Below are 22527 nucleotides of genomic sequence, written 5' to 3' on the forward strand. Positions count from 1 at the left end.
CCCGGAGGCGGGGCAATGCCCCTGTCCGGGCTACAAAATCCAAAGACCGCACGCTTCCGTAGCCCCGGTAAGCAGCGCGCCACCGGGGTCTTTCCGCTTACTTCTTACGTAACAGTCGCAGGGCGTTAGCGGTCACCAGCACCGTTGCCCCCGTATCGGCCAGCACCGCCAGCCACAGCCCGGTCAGTCCGAGCAGCGTAGTGATAAGAAAAATTCCCTTTAAGCCAAGCGCAATCGCAATGTTCTGCCGAATATTGGCGTGGGTGGCGCGGGCCAGGGAAATCATCTGTGCCAGACCGGTTAAGCGGTTATGCGTCAGGGCGGCATCGGCGGTTTCCAGCGCCACGTCGGTTCCGCTGCCCATGGCGATACCAATGGTGGCGGCCTTCATTGCCGGCGCGTCATTAATCCCGTCACCGACCATCGCCAGCGGCGCAGCGGCATTGAGCGCCGTGACCGCCTCCACTTTATCGGCCGGCAGCAGCCCGGCACGGAATTCCAGCCCCAGTTCCCCGGCAATGGCGGCAGCCGCCCGCGGGTTATCGCCGGTCAGAATTACGCCCTGCACCCCCAGACGATGCAGATCGTCGACCGCCTGACGGGCGTCGTCTCGCAGCGTATCCTGCAGCGCCAGAATGCCGAGCAGAGACTGTTCGCGCAGTACCAGCACAACCGTCTGACCCGCGCTCTCCAGCTGCTGAATCTGCGCCTCATGCTCTGCGGCGGCGTCGTTGCCTGCCGCGCAAATCAGTATCTGATGACCGTCGACCTCGGCTTCAATGCCCGAACCCGCCAATGCGCGCTGACCGCGGGCAGACGGAATCGTCAGCTGGCGCTGCTGGGCTTCGCGCACGATGGCCTGCGCCAGCGGGTGGCTGGAGCCTTGTTCCACTGCCGCCGCCAGCGCCAGCAGGTCATTTTCATCCACGTCATTCAGGGCGATGGCGGCGGTGACGCGCGGTTGGCCGACGGTTAGCGTCCCGGTCTTATCAAAAGCCACCTGACGTATGCGACCCAGTTGCTCAAGCGCTGCGCCGCCTTTAATCAGGGCACCGCGACGCGACGCCACCGCCAGCCCGGAAGTAATGGCCGCCGGAGTGGAAATGACCAGCGCACAAGGACAGCCGATCAGCAGCAGCGTCAGACCTTTGTAGATCCACGGTAGCCAGGCGGCGGCAAAGAACAGCGGCGGTACGATGGCGACCAGCAGGGCGACGACCATAATGGCCGGTGTGTAAATCCGGCTGAAACGATCGATAAAGCGTTCAATCGGCGCCCGACGTTCCTCCGCTTCTTCAATCAGCTTCAGAATGCGGTCAATGGCGCTGTCGCCCGGCTCAGAAATCACCGTCAGTTGCACCAGGCGGTCGACGCTGGTGGCGCCTGCCGCCACGCGTTCTCCGGAGCGGCGCTCGACCGGCACCGACTCACCGGTTAAGGCACTTTCATCGAAGCTGGCGAACGGTGTGCGCAGCTGACCATCGGCGGGCAGGCGACCACCTGCTGCGACTTCAATTACGTCTCCAGGGCGGAGATCGCGCTGGGCGACGGTTTCCCGCACGCCGTCACGCAGGCGAGTGGCGGTATCGGGTTTTAACGCCATCAGCGCGCTTACCCCCTGGCGGGCACGGCTGGCCGCCCAGCCTTCAAGGCGCTCGCCAACCATAAACAGCAGCAGCACCATCGCGGCTTCGGCCGTTGCGCCGATAAACAGTGCCCCGATGGCGGCGACGCTCATCAGTGTTTCAATGGCAAACCAGCTACCGCTGCGGATCAGGCGCAAAGCCTGACGAGCGACGGGCCACAGACCCACAAGCGTGGTGGCAATGAATGCCAGCTCGCCGAAGGGGTGGTTGAGCTGCTCCAGACCCCAGCTCAGCGCCATCAGTAGTACCAGCGTTATCAGCGGCAGGTTCTCGCGCAGAGGTGAGGTTTCCGGCGGCGGGGCGCTTTCATCGCGCAGCGTATAGCCCGCGGCACGTACCGCGCTTTCGACGGCAGTGCGAATATCGGCATCGGCGTTGACCAGCAGTTTTTCGGTGGCAAACAGAACCTGCACCTGGTTGACGCCGGGTACCTGGCGCACCGCCGTTTCGACTTTACGGGCGCAGGCGGCGCAGTCCATGCCTTCAACCAGCCAGCGATAGCGCGCCTCGTTTAACCCCTCGCTGTCGGCGGCGTTATCGGCGGCACAGCCAGATTCCGTGCAGCAGCTGTCAGCCTGGGCGACAACCGGCTTTAATTTGAATGACGAGAACTGTGGGACTTTTTTATCCTGCGTTTCTGGAGTCGACATGGGACCCTCCCGGTAATGATAATTTTCTCATTACCAGAAGGATACACTCTGGAGTCGACTCCAGAGTCAAGCGCAAAATTACAGATACAGCGCGCGGACGATCAGAAAGTGGCCGGCAAAGTAGAAGGCGGCGGCGATGGCGTTATCGGCGCGGAAGCGACGGCGATAGTGGCTGATCAGCCAGACAATATTACTCAACAGCAGGAATGTCGCACCGGCGAAGCCTGAGAATGCGGTATCCGTCGGGCGGAAGAACCACAGCTCACCGGCCAGCCAGACCATCACCAGGGTCATGCCGATAAAGGTGAAAACCGGCATGCGCAGATCTTCCAGCCGGCTCCAGATGACCGCAAGCAGCAGCGCGCCGATAACCAGCAGCACCAGCGGCAGCGGCCAGAAAAACGACATCGTCATCTGGCTGGCAAACCAGATCGTGTACAGCAGATGCGACAGGAAAAAGGCCCCCACCGCATACATCACCCGCTGGCGCGGCAGCAGCGTTAATGCATCGCCCAGCAGCGAAGCGCACAGCCCGGCGAGTACCAGGTAGCTGATAGCGTTGAACATTGGCGCCTGCCAGGCCAGCAGCAGCAGCAGGATCAGCGTGACGGGTTTAAAAACCCAGCGCTGCCACGTGGGGCCGCGATAGGACGCATCGACGAAAAGCCATGCGGAGAAACAGACAGCAATAAACGACCAAAGCATAGTAAGTCCTTGTATCTGTTATTATTAAGTGAGTGGTGTATTGGCAGTACTGAAACTTAGTGTAGTGGTTCGGGCGGGCAGATGACAACGTTAATCAAGGCGCGGTATGCTTATTCCTGAGAATTCTTATGGGTGAGATGAATGAGCAAGGTTCCCCTGTTTTTTATTATCGTCGTCGCCATTATTGTGGTGGCCGCATCGGTCCGCTATGTACAGCAACGACGGGAAAATATGGCTAACGACGCCGCGCCGCTGCTACAAAAGCGGGTGGTGGTGAGTAACAAACGGGAGAAGGTGCTCAACGATCGCCGGTCGCGCCAGCAAACCGTAGCCCCCGCCGGCAGCGATATGCGCTATGACGTGAGCTTCAGGCCGGAAACCGGTGGCCTGGAAGTCAGTTTTCGGCTTGAGGCGGCGCAATATCATGCGCTCAGCGTCGGTGACCGGGGAACGCTGAGCTACAAAGGCTCAAGGTTTGTCGCGTTTACGCCAGAACCTTGAGCCCACGAGGTTACTTCTTACGCAGCGTGGCCTTGAGTTTTTTCTGCCAGGCCACCAGTTCAAACACGCCAAAGATAAAAATACGGACCTGTTCAAAACGGCCCAGCGGCGGGGCATCTTTCGGCTGAGTGGCCTTCAGCAGCGTCAGCTGCAGACCGTGCATCAGGATCATAAAGATCAGAGCAACGTTAACGAAGATGTTCAGCGGCTTCGGGAAAGGCTGAAACAGGTTTAATAATAAAAATGCCCAGACGCACAGCATCAACACGCGGCCAAAATTAATCAGCATGATTTTCTCCTTTTGCCTCACGTTGATAGAGACGGTAGGCGACCTGTCCGGCCACTTTCTCACGATACAGATGCCAGCATGCCGGCACCGGCGGTAAACCATTTTCGACTTCGCTCTCAACGTAGATGAGCGCTTCATCGGCGAGCCAGCCGTTATTTTCCAGCAGACGCAGCGTCTCTTCCAGCAGACCTTTGCGGAAAGGCGGATCGACAAACACGATATGGTGCGGCGTGCCTGGCTGATTAAGGTAGCTGAGCGTATTGGTATTGACCACCTTGCCATGGCTGGCTTTCAGGGTCGCCAGGTTTTTTTGCAACTGTTGAGCGACGCCGCGCTCCATTTCCAGCAGCGTGGTGCTGCCCGCATAGCGCGACAGCGCTTCCAGCCCGAGGGCGCCGCTGCCGGCAAAGCAATCGAGGCAGTGCGCATCGACCATGACAGGCGCCAGCCAGTTAAAAAGGGTTTCACGGACCCGGTCGGTAGTCGGGCGCAGGCCCGGGCTCTCGGGCACCGGTAATTTCCGCCCCCGCCATTGCCCACCAATAATACGGATCTGGCCGCTGCCCGTGTGGTTTGGTTTCTTCATCTCGTTGCTCAGGTCTCCACTTTCAGCCCGCTATTCTAGCGATCGAACGCGGATGACGAAACCTTAATCCGGGGGCGGTGATGCGAGTTAAGTTAAGTGATAGACTATCCGACTAATTTCATCATTTTTCAGCTTCCGCTATTGTTATGCCGAAGCTGTGCCATGAATAAACAGCGGGAGTGTCGTCGCAAATGGCAAAAGAGAAAAAACGTGGCTTCTTTTCCTGGCTGGGCTTTGGACAAAAAGAACAGGCGCAGGAAACCGAGACCGAACAGAAAGTAGAAGGGCAAACCGACGTTGCCGAACAGCATTCGGCTACAGCGTTGCCTGCTGAGACGGTGGCGGCACCAGAAGCGGATACGGTAAGCGCTTCTACGGTGGAGAAAGAGGACGCGGAAGCTTTTGCGGCCGATGTCGTTGAGGTGACTGAACAGGTTGTTGAGAGCGAATTACCGCACTCTGAGCCGGTGACGCCTGCGGTCGAAGCCCCGGCCGAAGTCGAAGCGATCCCTCAGCCGCACGCTGCTATTGACGAAGCGCCAGCCGCCAGTACGTGGGTCGAAGAGGCTGCCGTTGAACAGGTTGTGGCTGAGACCGCTGCTGAAGAGACGGTTGCTGAAAAGCTGCCGGCGGAAGACCTCGCTGCTCCGGAGTCGCTGGTCGAAGATGCGATCGCTCAGCCGGTTGTCGCGGAAGCGGTAGCAGGGCAGACGCCGGAAGCGGTGACGGATGAGCCGCAAGTCGCTGCCGTGGACGACGCGGTGAGTGATGAGCCGCGCGGTGAGGAGCAGCCTGAATCTGCTCTGTCTGATGAAGAGCTTGAAGCTCTGGCGCTCTCCACTCAACCTATTGATGATAAAGAGGTTGTTGAAGCGGAAGAACAGAGTCAGCCGGATGATTCCGCTCAGCAGGAGCAGGAAAAACCGACGAAAGAGGGCTTTTTCGCCCGTCTGAAACGCAGCCTGATTAAAACCAAACAGAACCTCGGTTCCGGATTTATCAGTCTGTTCCGCGGCAAAAAAATCGACGATGATCTGTTTGAAGAGCTGGAAGAGCAGCTGCTGATTGCTGACGTCGGCGTGGAAACGACCCGTAAGATCATTACCAATCTTACCGAAGGCGCCAGCCGTAAGCAGCTACGTGATGCGGAAGCGCTGTATGGCCTGCTGAAAGAAGAGATGGGCGATATCCTTGCGAAAGTGGATGAGCCGCTGAATGTTGAAGGGAAAACGCCATTTGTTATTCTGATGGTGGGCGTGAACGGCGTGGGTAAAACCACCACTATCGGTAAGCTGGCGCGTCAGTTCGAACAGCAGGGTAAATCGGTGATGCTGGCGGCCGGGGACACCTTCCGTGCCGCGGCGGTAGAACAGCTGCAGGTCTGGGGTCAGCGCAACAACATTCCGGTGATTGCTCAGCATACCGGCGCGGACTCGGCATCAGTGATCTTCGATGCTATTCAGGCCGCGAAGGCGCGAAATGTTGACGTGCTGATCGCCGATACCGCGGGTCGTCTGCAGAATAAATCGCACCTGATGGAAGAGCTGAAGAAAATTGTCCGGGTGATGAAAAAACTGGATGAAGATGCGCCGCATGAGGTCATGCTGACCATCGATGCCAGCACCGGGCAAAACGCGATTAGCCAGGCCAAACTGTTCCATGAAGCCGTTGGCTTGACCGGCATCACGTTGACTAAGCTGGACGGTACCGCGAAAGGTGGGGTTATCTTCTCGGTCGCCGACCAGTTCGGTATTCCGATTCGCTACATTGGCGTCGGTGAACGTATTGAGGATCTGCGTCCGTTTAATGCGGGCGACTTTATTGAGGCACTTTTTGCCCGAGAGGATTAATCATGATTCGCTTTGAACAAGTCAGCAAAGCCTATCTCGGTGGGAGACAAGCGCTGCAGGGGGTGAATTTCCACCTGCAGTCGGGCGAGATGGCATTTCTGACCGGCCACTCCGGCGCGGGGAAAAGTACCCTGCTTAAGCTTATCTGCGGTATTGAACGGCCGAGCGCCGGGAAAATCTTATTCGGCGGCCACGATATTAGCCGCCTGAAAAGCCGTGAGGTGCCGTTTTTGCGCCGTCAGATCGGCATGATTTTCCAGGACCACCACCTGCTGATGGACCGTACGGTGTTTGATAATGTCGCTATTCCGCTGATTATTGCCGGCGCCAGCGGCGATGATATTCGTCGCCGTGTGTCGGCGGCGCTGGACAAGGTCGGGCTGCTGGACAAAGCGAAAAACCTCCCTATTCAACTCTCCGGCGGCGAACAGCAGCGCGTGGGGATTGCCCGCGCGGTGGTCAATAAGCCTGCGGTGTTGTTGGCGGATGAACCTACCGGTAACCTCGACGAGGCGCTCTCGGAAGGGATTTTACGCCTGTTTGAGGAGTTTAACCGCGTAGGCGTAACGGTTCTGATGGCGACGCACGACCTGGGGCTGATTTCCAGCCGCTCGTATCGCATGCTGACCCTGAGCGACGGTCATATGCATGGAGGCCATTGGGGTGAATAAGCGCGACGCAATAAACCAGATTCGCCAGTTCGGTAGCAGGCTCGATCGCCTCCGCAATGGCGCAGGCGCGGGCGGCGGCGGTGGGCGTAATGCGCCGAAGCGGCCAAAAGCAGCGCCGGGCCCGGCTTCCCGTAAGAGCAATGTCTTTAACGAACAGGTTCGCTATGCCTGGCATGGTGCGGTCCAGGATTTAAAAAGTACGCCGCTGGCTACCTTCCTGACCATTATGGTTATCGCCATTTCGCTGACGCTGCCAAGCGTGTGCTACATGGTGTACAAGAACGTCAACAGCGCGGCGGCGCAGTACTACCCGTCGCCGCAGATCACCGTTTATCTTGAGAAAACGCTGGACGATGACGCGGCGGCGCGAGTGGTTGGCCAGCTCCAGGCAGAACAAGGCGTAGAGAAGGTGAACTATCTGTCGCGGGATGAAGCGCTTGGCGAGTTCCGCAACTGGTCTGGCTTTGGTGGCGCGCTGGATATGCTGGAAGAGAACCCCCTTCCGGCCGTCGCGATTGTCGTGCCGAAGCTGGATTTCCAGAGCACCAATGCGCTGAATACGCTGCGCGATCGCGTGACGCACATTCAGGGCGTGGACGAAGTGCGTATGGATGACAGCTGGTTTGCCCGCCTCTCCTCGTTGACCGGGCTGGTGGGCCGGGTGTCGGCGCTGATTGGCGTGCTGATGGTGGCGGCTGTGTTCCTCGTTATCGGCAACAGCGTACGCCTGAGCATTTTTGCTCGTCGCGATACCATTAACGTGCAAAAACTGATTGGCGCGACCGACGGCTTCATCCTGCGTCCGTTCCTGTATGGCGGTGCGCTGCTGGGCTTCTGCGGTGCCTTTTTATCGCTGATTTTGTCGGAAATTATGGTGATGCGCCTGTCGTCCGCGGTGACGGAAGTCGCGCAGGTGTTTGGAACCAAGTTTGAACTCAGCGGGTTAGGCTTCGACGAGTGTCTGCTGATGCTGATTGTCTGCTCGATGATTGGCTGGGTGGCGGCCTGGCTGGCTACCGTGCAACATTTACGTCACTTTACCCCCGATTAAAAAAAGTCTGATATAATCTTTCCCTGCACTGATGAATGTCTCTCTGCAGGGAAAGAGTCCCTGTTGTCTCTTCCCTACGTTTCATTTCCATGTCACATTTTGTGCGTAATCTATTCACATCGTTGCATGGAACTTGTGGATAAAATCACTGTCTGATACTAATGTGGGTGATATTCTCGTTGCTCATAAACGCTGGCATGTTTGTTGCTCATCTCATGGGAACCATCACGTCAGACGATATCGATTGAGAGGATTTGAATGACCAAAGATATGCAAACTTTAGCTTTAGCCCCCGTTGGTAACCTGGAATCGTATATCCGGGCTGCGAACAGCTGGCCGATGTTATCGGCTGATGAAGAGCGGGAGCTTGCTGAAAAGCTGCATTACCAGGGCGATCTGGAAGCAGCGAAAAGGCTGATCCTGTCTCACCTGCGCTTTGTTGTTCATATTGCTCGTAATTACTCGGGCTATGGCCTGCCGCAGGCGGATCTGATTCAGGAAGGCAACATTGGCCTGATGAAAGCCGTGCGTCGTTTCAACCCGGAAGTGGGCGTGCGTCTGGTTTCCTTCGCCGTACACTGGATTAAGGCTGAAATTCACGAATACGTTCTGCGTAACTGGCGTATTGTGAAAGTCGCGACCACCAAAGCGCAGCGTAAGCTGTTCTTTAACCTGCGTAAAACTAAGCAGCGTCTGGGCTGGTTTAACCAGGATGAAGTCGAGATGGTGGCCCGTGAGCTGGGCGTGTCGAGCAAAGACGTACGTGAAATGGAATCCCGTATGGCGGCGCAGGACATGACCTTCGACATGTCGTCGGACGACGAGTCCGATAGCCAGCCGATGGCACCGGTGCTCTACCTGCAGGATAAAACGTCTAACTTTGCCGATGGCATTGAAGATGATAACTGGGAAGAGCAGGCGGCCAACAAGCTGACCGACGCGATGCAAGGTCTGGACGAGCGTAGCCAGGACATTATCCGCGCCCGCTGGCTGGACGAAGACAATAAGTCGACGCTGCAGGAACTGGCGGATCGCTATGGCGTGTCGGCTGAGCGCGTGCGCCAGCTGGAAAAGAACGCGATGAAGAAACTGCGTACTGCCATCGAAGCATAACGCAACAGCGAACATACTCGCCTCTGTGCAGGCACCCGATAACGCCCCACATTACGTTGGGGCGTTTTGTTTTTCTGCGTCTGCTTTTTCGGCCAGCACCTGCGGGCATAGCGTCTGCAGACATGCCAGCAGGATACGGAAGGCTGGCTCCATTTGCGCCTCTGCCAGGCTGGCAAAGCCCATCAATAGCCCCTTCTTACGTTCTTCCGTCAGATAGTAGCGCGAGAGCGGACGCACCAGAATATTGTGGGCATTGGCCTGTCTGGCGATCGCGACATCGTCCGCGTCGTCTGGCAAGTTGAGGATCAGATGCAGACCGGCGTTATCGCTGAAATCTGACAGCGCCTGCGGGCTGCAATAGCGCTGAATCAGCTCGGTCAGGCAGGCGCGACGGCGGCTGTACAGCAGGCGCATTCTTCGGATATGGGCGGAGTAATGGCCCGCGTTAATGAATTCCGCCAGCGCCATCTGAATCAGCGAGTGGCCGCCGCGATAGAGTTCGGCATGGGCGCTTTTCAGATCGCCAATCAGCGGACGCGGCAGCACGACATACCCCAACCGCAGCCCCGGGTAGAGAGTCTTACTGAATGTTCCGATATAGACGACCGGCGCGTCGGCAATCAGTCCCTGCAGCGCCGGAATCGGCTGGCCGGAAAAGCGAAATTCGCTGTCGTAATCATCCTCGACGATCCAGCTGCCGTGCTGGCGCGCCAGAGCCAACAGGCGCTGACGGCGCTCCAGGCTCATCACCGCCCCCAGCGGATACTGATGCGATGGGGTGACAAAAATCAGGTGCGGCACCGCCTCAACTGTCTCCGGCGGGCACAGGCCGTTGGCATCGACGGTAATGGGATTGACCCGCACATCATTCATCGCCAGCACGTGACGGATCCCCCAGTAGGAGGGCTCCTCGACCCACGCCAGATCGCCACTATCGCAGAGCATACGCGTCACCAGATCGATTGCCTGATGGATCCCTTCCGTAATAAGAATTTGATCTGCCTGGCAGTGAACGCCTCGGGACACGCGCAGGTAATCCACTAACGCCTGCTGCAGTTCCGGCGTACCGCCGTTACAGCTGTAGCTCAGTCGCTCGGGTTTCGGGCGGCGGCTGATACGGGCCTGAATCTTGCTAAATAGCGGGTGGGGGAAAGCATTGACGTCCGGTACGCCAGGGATAAACGCTCCCCACTGGCGCGGGCTGGCGCTGACGTGGCTGAGCAGCTGTTGCCCGCGGCGCGACAAAAAGGGGGTTGCCGTCAAGTCGCTGCTGTTTTCGGCGATGCTGCCAGTAGAAAGAGAAATATCCGGCCCGGTTTTCGCGACGAATGTGCCGCTTCCGCGGCGGGAAACCACATATCCTTCCGCCTGCAATTGTTCATAAGTTGTTAATATGGTGTTTCTTGAAACGCCGAGCTCCCCGGCCAGATCTCGCGAGGGGGGCAGGCGGCTATGGGGCGCTAAAGAACCGTCCAGAATCGAGCGACGAACCGCGTTGTATAAGCGTTTATGCAGCAGCGGGTCTGTCTCCTCCTGCAATCTGACCAGCACAAGGTCACCGACGAGTGAGCGCAATTGGATCCCTCAGATAATCTAAATTGGTACTCGATTATAGGGCCAACTCCTGTGTAAATAAACGACATAGTTTCGAGATTGTTGCGATAACGTGACACACATGACAGGAGATTCGAGGGTGAAAAGTTCAGAACTGAATCAACGTCGCCAGCAGGCGACGCCGCGCGGCGTAGGCGTAATGTGCAATTACTTTGTTGAGAAGGCGGAGAATGCCACGCTGTGGGATGTGGAAGGTAACGAGGTGATTGATTTTGCTGCGGGAATCGCCGTGCTCAATACCGGCCATCGCCACCCGAAAATTGTTGCCGCCGTCGCGCAGCAGCTGGAGGCCTTTACCCATACGGCGTATCAGATTGTCCCTTACGAAAGCTATGTTTCGCTGGCGGAGCGCATTAACGCGCTGGCGCCGGTCGATGGCCCGGCCAAAACCGCTTTCTTCACCACCGGTGCGGAAGCCGTAGAAAATGCGGTGAAGATTGCCCGCGCTTATACCGGCCGTCCGGGGCTGATTACTTTTGGCGGCGGCTTTCACGGGCGTACCTTTATGACCATGGCGCTGACCGGTAAAGTCGCGCCTTACAAAATCGGTTTTGGACCGTTCCCTGGTTCGGTTTATCACGGGGTATACCCGAATGCTGCCCACGGCATCACCACCGATGAGGCGATGAAAAGCCTTGAGCGTATCTTTAAAGCCGATATTGCCCCGGACCAGGTGGCGGCAATTATCCTCGAGCCGATTCAGGGCGAAGGCGGTTTTAACGTCGCGCCAGCGGAGTTTATGCAGGCGCTGCGTACGCTGTGCGATACCCACGGCATCCTGCTGATTGCCGATGAAGTGCAGACCGGTTTTGCCCGCACCGGCAAGCTGTTTGCTATGCAGCATTACGATGTGAAGCCGGACCTGATGACGATGGCGAAAAGCCTTGCCGGCGGTTTCCCGCTGTCAGGCGTAGTGGGGCGCGCCGAGGTGATGGATGCGCCGGCGCCGGGCGGACTGGGCGGCACCTATGCCGGTAACCCGCTGGCGGTCGCCGCGGCTCATGCGGTCCTTGACGTCATTGAAGAAGAGCAGCTGTGTCAACGTGCGGAACAGCTTGGCAGCCACCTGAAAGAGGTGCTGAATCAGGCGCGCGAGTATTGTCCGGCGATTGTTGATGTTCGCGGCCAGGGCTCAATGGTTGCCGTGGAATTTAACGATCCGCAGACCGGCGCGCCGTCACCGGAGTTCACCCGCCACATTCAGCAAAAGGCGCAGGAAAATGGTCTGCTGCTGCTGAGCTGCGGCGTCTATGGCAACGTTATCCGTTTCCTGTATCCGTTAACTATCCCCGATGCGCAGTTTACAAAAGCGCTGGATATTCTGGCGCGCGTCCTGAAGGGATGATGTGCCCGACTCCTGTGCGGCGGCAGGGAAGCCAGATAAAACAGGATGCCGCACACGAGTTTTCATACTCAGCGTGAGTGGTTTATCACCCTGATATCACCTTTTTTCCGGCGGCGCCTGTCGCCGGAATAAAACGGAAAATATTATGTCTGAACATTCCACCTTTTCCTCGGTTCTCACCAGCCGGGAGCGTACCGCTGTACCTGCAAAATCCCTTAGCTTCGTGGAAGGGGTCTCGATGATCGTCGGCACCAATATCGGTGCCGGGGTTCTGTCTATCGCCTATGCGTCCAGCAAGGCCGGCTTTTTACCGCTGTTGTTCTGGCTGGTGGTGGTCGGCAGCCTGACGACGGTCACCATGCTGTATGTCGCAGAATCGACGCTGCGCACCCGTAAGCATTTACAGCTGAGCGGGCTGTCGCATCGCTATGTCGGGCGCTTCGGGGCGCTGATGATGTTCCTGTCGGTTTGCGTGAACAGCATCGGCGCGCTGACGGCCTATATGACCGGAAGCGGTAAGCTGCTGCATTCGCTGTTCGGTATCTCTCCGGCGCTGGGGAGCGCGCTCTTTTTTATCCCGGCGGCAGGCGTGCTTTATCTCGGGCTGAAGGCCATCGGGCGAGGTGAAAAATTCATCAGTATCGGCATGGTGGTCATGATCGCCGTGCTGGTGGCGGCGACGCTGCTCAAAGAGACGACCCAGGTCCGCTATCTGCTCGACGGCAACTGGCTGTATATGGTGCCGGTGTTCAACGTGGTCGCATTCTGTTTCTCGGCGCAGTATATCGTTCCGGAAATGGCCCGCGGGTTTGCGGATAAGCCGGAGAAATTGCCGAAAGCCATTATGGTGGGAATGGGGCTGACTTTCTGCCTGCTGGCGCTGGTCCCGCTGTCGGTGATCGCCCTGAGCGGGCTGGATAATATTTCCGACGTGGCGACGATCTCCTGGGGCAGGGCGCTCGGTGAGTGGGCCTTTTTCTCCGCTAACCTGTTTGCCCTGTGTGCGATGCTGACTTCTTACTGGGGTCTGGGGGGAAGTTTCCTGACGAATATTTTCGATCAGTTCCGCCTCGGCAACGATGAGCAACCGCGCAAGCGCCTGATGGTGCTGACTATCGTGGCCATCCCGCCATTTATTCTGGCATACAGCGGCATGGTGTCGTTTGTGAATGCACTCTATTTTGCCGGCGTCTTTAGCGGCGTGATTTTATCCATCATGCCGATTCTGATGCTCAAAGGCGCCCGGCAGCGCGGTGATATCACGCCAGGCTGGAGCTGTCCGCCGCTGATAACCCATCCGCTGATCCAGACCTTCATTGTGTTGCTTTACCTGTGTAGCGCCGTTTACGCGATAGCTTCCGCATTGGGCTACCTGCCCGCCGGTTGGTAATCTGGCGCCTGACTCCACCGCGTCCGGTTCATCCTGACGCGGTTTTTTATTTGTCACTTATCTGTTACATAACCCGCAATTTTGTCATTTCAAATTCTCCTGAATGGCGGTATGTTTAGCATAGTGTGCTGCAAAAGCGCAGGCGGCAGACCTAAAAGTAGACGTCATATGCTTTATTTATGACTTAAATTAGAATAATGCGCTAACAAACAACATCACAACAAATGCAAAAAACCATAATAATGGGGAGCCTCAGGATGAACATGAAGGGTAAAGCGCTACTGGCAGGATGTATCGCCTTAATTATGAGCAATGCCGCGCTGGCGGAAGATATCAAAATTGCCGTGGTTGGCGCGATGTCTGGCCCGGTGGCACAGTACGGTGACCAGGAGTTTACCGGTGCTGAGCAGGCGGTTGCCGATATTAACGCGAAGGGTGGGATCAAAGGCAATAAGCTGCAGATCGTGAAATATGATGATGCCTGCGACCCGAAACAGGCGGTGGCCGTCGCCAACAAGGTGGTTAACGATGGCATTAAGTACGTTATCGGCCATTTGTGCTCGTCCTCTACCCAGCCGGCGTCCGATATCTATGAAGACGAAGGCATTCTGATGATCACCCCGGCTGCGACAGCGCCGGAGCTGACCGCCCGCGGCTATAAAATGATTCTGCGTACCACCGGTCTCGATTCTGACCAGGGGCCGACGGCGGCGAAATACATTATTGAGAAGGTTAAACCTCAGCGCATCGCTATCGTGCATGACAAACAGCAATATGGTGAAGGTCTGGCGCGTGCGGTGCAGGATGGTCTGAAGAAGGGCGGCGCTAACGTGGTGTTCTTTGACGGCATCACCGCCGGGGAGAAAGATTTCTCTACCCTGGTTGCGCGCCTGAAGAAAGAAAACATCGACTTCGTCTATTACGGCGGCTACCACCCGGAAATGGGGCAGATTCTGCGTCAGTCCCGCGCGGCAGGTCTGAAAACGCAGTTTATGGGACCGGAGGGCGTCGCCAACGTCTCCCTGTCTAACATTGCCGGTCAGTCTGCGGAAGGCATGCTGGTCACGAAACCGAAGAACTATGACCAGGTCCCGGCGAACAAACCGATTGTTGACGCGATCAAAGCGAAGAAACAGGATCCGAGCGGCGCCTTCGTCTGGACAACCTACGCGGCAATTCAGTCGCTGCAGGCGGGCCTGAATCAGTCCGAAGATCCGGCGGCGATCGCGAAATACCTGAAGGCCAACTCTGTCGATACCGTTATGGGGCCGCTCTCCTGGGATCAGAAAGGCGACCTGAAAGGCTTCGAGTTCGGCGTGTTTACCTGGCATGCCGATGGCACGGCGACCGACGCCAAATAATTTAACCTTCGCCTTTCACGCTACAGGTGCGTTGGCTACGCTCCTCAACCCCGGTCGCTTACTCATGTAAGCTCCCGGGGATTTCACAGCTTGCCGCCTGCCTGTAGCGCGAAATTCTCGGTTAAATCAATGGCTGCTTTGTTGCCATGAAACGCGGGGATTCCCGGTTAAATCAATGGCAGCTTAGTTGCCATGAAACGCGGGGATTCCCGGTTAAATCAATGGCAGCTTAGTTGCCATGCAAAACGGAGATCCCCGGTTAAATCAATGGCCGCTTTGTTGCCATGCAAAACGGAGATCCCCGGTTAAATCAATGGCCGCTTAGTTGCCATGCAAAACGGAGATCCTCGGTTAAATCAATGGCCGCTTTGTTGCCATGCAAAACGGAGATCCCCGGTTAAATCAATGACCGCTTTGTTTTTAATGCTTTTCCCAACCGCCGTCCCGGGCGCTGAAGCCTAGCGCTTGCATAAACGCCGACATGACGCGGTGGTCTTCAATTCCGGTATCGGCCATCCGCCAGCGACCGATTTCTGGATTTCTTTGCAGCACTTCTTCCACCAGATATTGCCCGACGCCGCGCCGACGAGTGACTTCGCGTACGCACAGCGCGCTGAGCTCGCCTTCATTGCCACGTAGCGTGACGCGCACGGCACCCAGCAGACGCTCGTTAAAGCGGGCGGCGTAAATTCGGTGACGATCGTCCAGAGGGATATCGTCGGGATCCTGCGACGGCCAGATTTTCCCTAAGTCGATGCGATCCTGATCGCTGAAAAGTGGTAATCGAATAATGGTCAGTTTCATGCGCGACAAGTCCAGTCAAAACGGATGGGGCAGTGTACCCAAATTTGCTGTCGGAAGGGGCGCTGTTTTTTATCCATTCATTAGGGGATTCGTTCTTCTGGTGAGTGCAGATTAGAGCAATCCGTCATGGATCGAAAAATAAGCAGAATTTTAACCTAATGTGCAGCGTTTTATTCCGCCTTATGTATCGTTATTTTATGCTGTGAAGGGGACTTTTTTTTGTTTATCTTCGCTTTAATACAGAATATTATCTTTGCTTAATCGCCTGAAAAATAGAGATTTTAATCTCAATTCAGGCAAAAAACATCGCTAAACCATTAAAGATAATGGTAAAAGTAGCGTTGTTTAATAAAAGCACAGAATGCTTTTTAACCATAAAAATACAAAATATTTACACCACATCACGAACGGGGTTCTGAAGCATGAAAAGGAACGCAAAAACCATTATTGCGGGATTCGTTGCACTGACGATGTCTCACGCGGTCATGGCTAAGGATATTAAAGTTGCCGTGGTCGGTGCGATGTCCGGCCCGGTAGCTCAGTGGGGCGACATGGAGTTCAACGGCGCGCGGCAGGCCATTAAAGACATTAACGCGCAGGGCGGAATTAAAGGCGATAAGCTGGTTGGCGTTGAGTTCGACGATGCCTGCGACCCGAAACAGGCCGTGGCGGTAGCGAACAAAATTGTTAATGAAGGCATCAAGTACGTTATCGGCCATCTGTGTTCCTCTTCTACCCAGCCGGCGTCCGATATCTATGAAGATGAAGGTATTCTGATGATTTCTCCGGGCGCGACGAACCCGGAACTGACCCAACGCGGCTATCAGTACATCATGCGTACCGCTGGCCTGGACTCCGCACAAGGGCCGACCGCCGCCAAATACATCCTGGAAAAAGTGAAACCGCAGCGTATCGCCATCATCCATGACAAACAGCAGTATGGCGAAGGTCTGGCGCGATCCGTCCAGGAGAGCCTGAAGAAAGGCAAGGCGAATATCGTCTTCTTTGATGGCATCACCGCCGGAGAGAAAGATTTCTCCGCGCTGCTGGCACGCCTGAAAAAAGAAAATATCGACTTCGTTTATTACGGCGGCTACTACCCTGAAATGGGGCAAATGCTGCGTCAGGCTCGCTCCGTGGGGCTGAAAACCGTCTTTATGGGACCCGAAGGTGTCGGCAACGCGTCGCTGTCAAATATTGCCGGCGCAGCCGCGGAAGGCATGCTGGTAACAATGCCGAAACGCTATGACCAGGATCCGGCGAACAGCGCTATCGTTGAGGCGCTGAAAACAGAGAAGAAAGATCCGAGCGGTCCGTATGTCTGGATCACCTATGCTGCCGTGCAGTCATTGGCGCAGGCGATGGACAGGAGCAGCAGCCAGGAGCCGCTGGACTTAATCAAAGATCTGAAAGCTCACGGGGCGAAAACCGTGATTGGGCCGCTGAATTGGGACGAAAAAGGCGATTTGAAGGGATTTGAGTTTGGTGTCTTCCAGTGGCATGCGGATGGATCATCCTCTGTCGCAAAATAAGATGCGTTATCCCACCGCCCGTGTGAAGCGGGCGGCATGAAAAAGGTTACCTTATGTCCGAGCAGTTTCTCTACTTTCTGCAGCAGATGTTTAACGGCGTCACGCTGGGCAGTACCTATGCGCTGATCGCCATCGGCTATACGATGGTGTACGGCATTATCGGCATGATTAACTTCGCCCATGGCGAGGTATACATGATTGGCAGCTACGTCTCCTTCATGATCATCGCCGCCCTCATGATGATGGGGATTGATACCAGCTGGCTGCTGGTGGCCGCCGGGTTTATCGGGGCGATTATTATCGCCAGCGCCTACGGCTGGAGCATTGAACGCGTGGCCTACCGACCGGTGCGCAGTTCCAAGCGCCTGATTGCGCTGATTTCCGCCATCGGGATGTCGATCTTCCTGCAAAACTACGTCAGCCTGACGGAAGGTTCGCGCGATATCGCGCTGCCGAGCCTGTTTAACGGCCAGTGGATTATCGGGAGCAGCGAAAACTTCGCCGCCACCGTCACCACGATGCAGCTGGTGATTTGGGTCGTGACTTTTGTTGCGATGCTGGCACTGACGCTGTTTATCCGCTATTCACGCATGGGCCGCGCCTGCCGCGCCTGTGCAGAAGACCTCAAAATGGCGAGCCTGCTCGGTATCAATACCGACCGGGTGATTGCGTTGACGTTTGTTATCGGCGCGGCAATGGCGGCGGTCGCGGGCGTACTGCTGGGCCAGTTCTACGGCGTTATCAACCCGTATATCGGCTTTATGGCCGGGATGAAAGCCTTTACCGCTGCGGTACTGGGCGGCATCGGCAGCATTCCTGGCGCGATGATCGGTGGCCTGATTCTGGGCATCGCCGAAGCGCTCTCGTCTGCCTACCTCAGTACGGAATATAAAGACGTCGTCTCCTTTGCCCTGTTGATTCTGGTGCTGTTGGTGATGCCTACCGGCATTCTGGGTCGTCCGGAGGTCGAGAAAGTATGAAACCGATGCATATTGCTATGTCGCTGCTGTCCGCGGCGATGTTCTTTGTCCTCGCCGGCGTGTTTATGGGTGTGCAGCTGGAGCTGGACGGCACCAAACTGGTGGTGGATACCGCAGCCGATATCCGTTGGCAGTGGATCTTCATCGGCACCGCGGTGGTCTTCTTCTTCCAGCTGATGCGTCCGCTGTTCCAGAAAACCCTGAAAAACGTCTCCGGGCCGAAGTTTATTATGCCGGCCATCGACGGTTCGACGGTCAAGCAGAAGCTGTTCCTGCTCGCACTGCTGGTTATCGCCGTGGCGTGGCCGTTTATGGTGTCGCGCGGGACGGTGGATATCGCCACGCTGACCATGATCTATATCATTCTCGGTCTCGGGCTTAACGTGGTGGTGGGGCTGTCCGGTCTGCTGGTGCTGGGTTATGGCGGTTTCTATGCCATCGGTGCCTACACCTTTGCGCTGCTGAACCACTATTACGGTCTTGGCTTCTGGACCTGTCTGCCGCTGGCAGGGCTGGTATCCGCAGCCGCGGGCTTCCTGCTGGGGTTCCCGGTACTGCGTCTGCGCGGCGACTATCTGGCGATCGTCACGCTTGGCTTCGGCGAAATCGTCCGTATTTTGCTGCTTAATAACACCGAAATCACCGGTGGCCCCAACGGCATCAGCCAGATTCCAAAACCGACGCTGTTTGGCCTTGAGTTTAGCCGCAGCGCCCGCGAAGGCGGCTGGGATACTTTCAGTAACTTCTTTGGCCTGAAGTACGACCCGGGCGATCGGGTGATTTTCCTCTACCTGGTGGCGCTGCTGCTGGTCGTGCTGTCGCTGTTTGTGATCAACCGCCTGCTGCGTATGCCGCTGGGACGCGCATGGGAAGCGTTGCGTGAAGACGAAATTGCCTGCCGCTCGCTGGGCCTTAGCCCTACGCGCATCAAGCTGACCGCCTTTACCATCAGCGCCGCGTTTGCCGGCTTTGCCGGTACGCTCTTCGCCGCGCGCCAGGGCTTTGTCAGTCCGGAATCCTTCACCTTTGCCGAGTCGGCTTTCGTGCTGGCGATTGTGGTTCTGGGTGGAATGGGCTCGCAGTTTGCGGTGATTCTCGCCGCGGTGCTGCTGGTGGTATCACGCGAGCTGATGCGTGATTTCAACGAATACAGCATGCTGATGCTGGGTGGGTTGATGGTACTGATGATGATCTGGCGTCCGCAGGGTCTGCTGCCGATGACGCGTCCGCAGCTGAAGCTGAAAAAAGGTCAGGCGAAAGGAGAGCAGGCATGAGTCAGCCATTATTATCCGTCAGCGGCCTGATGATGCGCTTTGGCGGCCTGCTGGCGGTCAACAACGTGTCGCTGGAGCTGCACCCACAGGAGATCGTGTCGCTGATCGGTCCTAACGGCGCCGGGAAAACCACGGTCTTCAACTGCCTGACCGGTTTTTATAAGCCGACCGGCGGGACCATCATGTTGCGCGATCAGCACCTGGAAGGGTTGCCGGGTCAGCAAATCGCCCGGATGGGCGTTGTTCGTACCTTCCAGCACGTGCGTCTGTTCCGCGAAATGACGGTGATTGAAAACCTGCTGGTGGCGCAACATCAGCAGCTGAAAACCGGGGTCTTCTCCGGGTTGTTGAAAACCCCGGCCTTTCGTCGCGCGCAGAGCGAAGCCCTGGATCGTGCCGCTACCTGGCTTGAGCGTATCGGCCTGCTGGAACATGCGAACCGTCAGGCGAGCAATCTGGCCTACGGTGACCAACGGCGTCTGGAGATTGCCCGCTGCATGGTCACCCAGCCGGAAATCCTGATGCTGGATGAACCCGCTGCGGGTCTGAACCCGAAAGAGACCAAAGAGCTGGACGAGCTGATCGCCGAGCTGCGCAGTCATCACAACACCACCATCCTGCTGATTGAGCACGATATGAAGCTGGTGATGGGCATTTCCGATCGTATTTATGTGGTAAACCAGGGCACGCCGCTGGCTAACGGTACGCCGGAAGAGATCCGCAATAACCCGGACGTGATCCGCGCATACCTTGGTGAGGCATAAGTATGGAAAAAGTGATGTTATCTTTTGACAACGTAAGCGCCCACTACGGCAAGATTCAGGCGCTGCATAACGTCAGTCTGCATATTAATCAGGGGGAAATCGTGACCCTGATTGGCGCCAACGGCGCGGGGAAAACCACGCTGCTGGGTACCCTGTGCGGCGACCCGCGCGCCAGCAGCGGGAAGGTGGTGTTTGACGGTAAGGATATTACCGACTGGCAGACCGCGAAAATCATGCGCGAAGCGGTGGCGATTGTCCCGGAAGGGCGGCGCGTCTTCTCGCGTATGACCGTTGAGGAGAATCTGGCGATGGGCGGTTTTTTTGCCGACCGTGACCAGTTCCAGACCCGCATCAAATGGGTCTATGAACTGTTCCCGCGCCTGCTTGAGCGCCGTATTCAACGTGCGGGCACCATGTCCGGCGGCGAGCAGCAGATGCTGGCGATTGGTCGGGCGCTGATGAGCCAGCCGCGCCTGCTGCTGCTTGATGAGCCCTCTCTGGGACTGGCGCCGATCATCATCCAGCAGATTTTCAACACCATCGAACAGCTGCGCGAGCAGGGGATGACCATCTTCCTTGTCGAGCAGAACGCCAACCAGGCGCTGAAACTGGCTGACCGCGGCTATGTGCTGGAAAACGGCCACGTCGTGCTGGAAGACACCGGCGATGCGCTGTTGGCTAACGAGGCGGTGCGTAGCGCCTATCTGGGCGGCTAATCTCCTCGCTCTTATTCCCGGCCGCCCGGCCGGGATATTCCTTAGCCAGAACGGAGCGCTGACGCCGCTGGCCGGGAATTATCCGCTTGACGTGTCGCAGCTCCCACTTTCCAGTCTCTAATCCTTCATCGTCTTGCCATCTCTCTGACGCGTTACTATCTTTTTTTTGTAATAAAAAAGTTATTTTTCTGTCATTCGAGCATGTCATGTTACCCCCGCGAACATAAAACGCGTGAAATCGCGCATCTGGAACAACAAGAGAGATAACCGATGATATCGTTACGACATACAGCTTTAGGACTGGCGCTCAGCCTGGCATGTGCCGGTCAGGCGCTGGCAGTGACCAATATTCCGTTCTGGCATTCCATGGAAGGGGAGTTGGGTAAAGAAGTTGATTCTCTGGCGCAACGTTTCAACGCGGCCAATCCGGATTATAAAATTACACCGGTGTACAAAGGTAACTATGAACAGAGCCTGAGTGCCGGCATTGCGGCATTCCGTACCGGTAATGCGCCGGCGATCCTTCAGGTTTATGAAGTGGGTACTGCGACGATGATGGCTTCGAAGGCCATTAAGCCGGTATATCAGGTGTTCAGCGATGCGGGTATTAAGTTTGATGAATCGCAGTTCGTCCCGACCGTTTCCGGTTACTACACCGATTCCAAAAGCGGCCATCTGCTCTCCCAGCCGTTTAACAGCTCCACACCGGTGCTGTACTACAACAAAGACGCCTTCAAAAAAGCCGGTTTAGACCCGGAGCAGCCGCCGAAAACCTGGCAGGAGCTGGCAGCCTATACCGATAAGCTGAAAGCCGCCGGGATGAAGTGCGGTTACGCCAGCGGCTGGCAGGGCTGGATTCAGATTGAAAACTTCAGCGCCTGGCATGGCCTGCCGGTGGCGACCAAAAACAACGGCTTTGACGGTACCGATGCGGTTCTGGAGTTCAACAAGCCGGAGCAGGTCAAGCATATCGCCATGCTGGAAGCGATGAACAAGAAGGGCGATTTCAGCTACTTCGGGCGTAAAGATGAGTCCACCGAGAAGTTCTATAACGGGGACTGCGCGATAACCACCGCCTCTTCCGGTTCGCTGGCCGATATTCGCCAGTACGCGAAGTTCAACTACGGCGTGGGGATGATGCCGTACGACGCCGACGTGAAGGGCGCGCCGCAGAACGCCATTATCGGCGGGGCCAGCCTGTGGGTGATGCAGGGTAAAGATAAAGAGACTTACACCGGGGTGGCGAAATTCCTGGAATTCCTCGCTAAACCGGAAATCGCTGCGGAATGGCATCAGAAAACCGGCTACCTGCCGATTACCACCGCCGCTTATGACCTGACCCGCCAGCAGGGCTTCTACGATAAGAATCCAGGCGCGGATATTGCCACTCGTCAGATGTTGAACAAGCCACCGTTGCCGTTCACCAAAGGGCTGCGTCTGGGCAACATGCCGCAGATCCGCACCATTGTGGATGAGGAGCTGGAAAGCGTGTGGACCGGGAAGAAAACGCCACAACAGGCGCTGGATTCAGCGGTACAACGTGGTAACCAGCTGCTGCGCCGCTTCGAGCAAGCAACCAAATCGTAATCTGTAACTTGCCCGGTGGCGCTGCGCTTACCGGGCCTACGATGTGCCCTATGTAGGCCGGGTAAGGCGTAGCCGCCACCCGGCATTGTTCAGGAACC

20 protein-coding genes are annotated in these 22527 nt (G+C 56.7%); 14 read left to right on the forward strand and 6 right to left on the reverse strand.

Annotated elements, in window-relative coordinates; all coding sequences use genetic code 11:
• Window positions 1-97: 97 nt before the first annotated feature.
• Together zntA and AC236I_RS01540 are read right to left on the reverse strand one after the other, a co-directional pair.
• Window positions 98-2296 carry a Zn(II)/Cd(II)/Pb(II) translocating P-type ATPase ZntA gene (gene zntA / locus AC236I_RS01535; RefSeq protein WP_071359822.1) on the reverse strand — a complete coding sequence of 733 codons (2199 nt, stop codon included), beginning with the start codon at window positions 2294-2296 and terminating at the stop codon, window positions 98-100.
• A 78-nt stretch (window positions 2297-2374) separates the two neighbouring features.
• Window positions 2375-3001: a lysoplasmalogenase gene (locus AC236I_RS01540; RefSeq protein WP_004868576.1), complete on the reverse strand. Its 627-nt coding sequence runs from the start codon at window positions 2999-3001 to the stop codon at window positions 2375-2377.
• A 141-nt stretch (window positions 3002-3142) separates the two neighbouring features.
• Between AC236I_RS01540 and AC236I_RS01545 the strand changes: the two genes are divergently transcribed.
• Entirely contained in the window at window positions 3143-3502 is a 360-nt protein-coding gene (locus AC236I_RS01545; RefSeq protein ID WP_004868574.1) for a DUF2500 domain-containing protein, read from the forward strand.
• A 10-nt stretch (window positions 3503-3512) separates the two neighbouring features.
• Here AC236I_RS01545 and AC236I_RS01550 read toward each other — a convergent pair whose 3' ends face one another.
• Both AC236I_RS01550 and rsmD read right to left on the reverse strand, forming a co-directional pair.
• On the reverse strand, window positions 3513-3791 hold the full coding sequence (locus tag AC236I_RS01550) for a DUF1145 family protein (protein WP_004868571.1): 279 nt from the start codon (window positions 3789-3791) through the stop codon (window positions 3513-3515).
• Window positions 3781-4377, reverse strand: a complete 597-nt coding sequence (gene rsmD / locus AC236I_RS01555) for a 16S rRNA (guanine(966)-N(2))-methyltransferase (RefSeq protein ID WP_004868569.1) — start codon at window positions 4375-4377, stop codon at window positions 3781-3783. The genes AC236I_RS01550 and rsmD overlap by 11 nt, the downstream gene beginning before the upstream one ends.
• Window positions 4378-4568: 191 nt before the next feature.
• Between rsmD and ftsY the strand changes: the two genes are divergently transcribed.
• The 4 genes from ftsY (at window position 4569) to rpoH (ending at window position 9062) form a co-directional block, all read left to right on the forward strand.
• Entirely contained in the window at window positions 4569-6227 is a 1659-nt protein-coding gene (ftsY, locus tag AC236I_RS01560; RefSeq protein WP_044350532.1) for a signal recognition particle-docking protein FtsY, read from the forward strand.
• Window positions 6228-6229: 2 nt separating this feature from the next.
• The gene (gene ftsE / locus AC236I_RS01565; RefSeq protein ID WP_004868565.1) at window positions 6230-6898 is read left to right on the forward strand and encodes a cell division ATP-binding protein FtsE; all 669 of its coding nucleotides are present in this window, start codon (window positions 6230-6232) and stop codon (window positions 6896-6898) included.
• Complete coding sequence (gene ftsX / locus AC236I_RS01570; protein WP_004868563.1) at window positions 6891-7949, forward strand: permease-like cell division protein FtsX; 1059 nt, start codon at window positions 6891-6893, stop codon at window positions 7947-7949. Before ftsE ends, ftsX begins: the two co-directional genes overlap by 8 nt.
• A gap of 258 nt (window positions 7950-8207) precedes the next feature.
• Window positions 8208-9062, forward strand: coding sequence for an RNA polymerase sigma factor RpoH (rpoH, locus tag AC236I_RS01575; protein ID WP_004868561.1), 855 nt, complete (start codon window positions 8208-8210; stop codon window positions 9060-9062).
• Between the two features lie 51 nt (window positions 9063-9113).
• Here rpoH and pdxR read toward each other — a convergent pair whose 3' ends face one another.
• Complete coding sequence (gene pdxR / locus AC236I_RS01580; RefSeq protein ID WP_487608678.1) at window positions 9114-10637, reverse strand: MocR-like pyridoxine biosynthesis transcription factor PdxR; 1524 nt, start codon at window positions 10635-10637, stop codon at window positions 9114-9116.
• Between the two features lie 118 nt (window positions 10638-10755).
• On the opposite strand from pdxR, the gene AC236I_RS01585 reads away from it, so the two are divergent.
• From AC236I_RS01585 to livJ, 3 genes are all read left to right on the forward strand, one after another.
• Window positions 10756-12021, forward strand: coding sequence for a 4-aminobutyrate--2-oxoglutarate transaminase (locus AC236I_RS01585; RefSeq protein WP_004868558.1), 1266 nt, complete (start codon window positions 10756-10758; stop codon window positions 12019-12021).
• Window positions 12022-12166: 145 nt separating this feature from the next.
• Complete coding sequence (locus AC236I_RS01590) at window positions 12167-13411, forward strand: aromatic amino acid transport family protein (protein ID WP_004868557.1); 1245 nt, start codon at window positions 12167-12169, stop codon at window positions 13409-13411.
• A gap of 257 nt (window positions 13412-13668) precedes the next feature.
• On the forward strand, window positions 13669-14772 hold the full coding sequence (gene livJ / locus AC236I_RS01595; RefSeq protein ID WP_015585591.1) for a branched chain amino acid ABC transporter substrate-binding protein LivJ: 1104 nt from the start codon (window positions 13669-13671) through the stop codon (window positions 14770-14772).
• 420 nt (window positions 14773-15192) lie between these two features.
• Here livJ and panM read toward each other — a convergent pair whose 3' ends face one another.
• Window positions 15193-15576, reverse strand: coding sequence for an aspartate 1-decarboxylase autocleavage activator PanM (gene panM, locus AC236I_RS01600; protein WP_004868553.1), 384 nt, complete (start codon window positions 15574-15576; stop codon window positions 15193-15195).
• A gap of 422 nt (window positions 15577-15998) precedes the next feature.
• Here panM and livK point away from each other — a divergent pair, with 422 nt between their 5' ends.
• The 6 genes from livK (at window position 15999) to ugpB (ending at window position 22429) form a co-directional block, all read left to right on the forward strand.
• Window positions 15999-17108 carry a high-affinity branched-chain amino acid ABC transporter substrate-binding protein LivK gene (livK, locus tag AC236I_RS01605; RefSeq protein WP_004868551.1) on the forward strand — a complete coding sequence of 370 codons (1110 nt, stop codon included), beginning with the start codon at window positions 15999-16001 and terminating at the stop codon, window positions 17106-17108.
• Window positions 17109-17161: 53 nt separating this feature from the next.
• Entirely contained in the window at window positions 17162-18088 is a 927-nt protein-coding gene (gene livH / locus AC236I_RS01610; RefSeq protein WP_004868550.1) for a high-affinity branched-chain amino acid ABC transporter permease LivH, read from the forward strand.
• Window positions 18085-19362 carry a branched chain amino acid ABC transporter permease LivM gene (gene livM, locus AC236I_RS01615; RefSeq protein ID WP_004868547.1) on the forward strand — a complete coding sequence of 426 codons (1278 nt, stop codon included), beginning with the start codon at window positions 18085-18087 and terminating at the stop codon, window positions 19360-19362. Before livH ends, livM begins: the two co-directional genes overlap by 4 nt.
• Entirely contained in the window at window positions 19359-20126 is a 768-nt protein-coding gene (gene livG / locus AC236I_RS01620; protein ID WP_004868546.1) for a high-affinity branched-chain amino acid ABC transporter ATP-binding protein LivG, read from the forward strand. Before livM ends, livG begins: the two co-directional genes overlap by 4 nt.
• A gap of 2 nt (window positions 20127-20128) precedes the next feature.
• Window positions 20129-20842, forward strand: a complete 714-nt coding sequence (livF, locus tag AC236I_RS01625; protein WP_004868545.1) for a high-affinity branched-chain amino acid ABC transporter ATP-binding protein LivF — start codon at window positions 20129-20131, stop codon at window positions 20840-20842.
• A gap of 270 nt (window positions 20843-21112) precedes the next feature.
• On the forward strand, window positions 21113-22429 hold the full coding sequence (ugpB, locus tag AC236I_RS01630) for a sn-glycerol-3-phosphate ABC transporter substrate-binding protein UgpB (protein WP_004868544.1): 1317 nt from the start codon (window positions 21113-21115) through the stop codon (window positions 22427-22429).
• Window positions 22430-22527 lie beyond the last annotated feature (98 nt).

The organism is Klebsiella sp. Sb-30, from assembly GCF_057652795.1.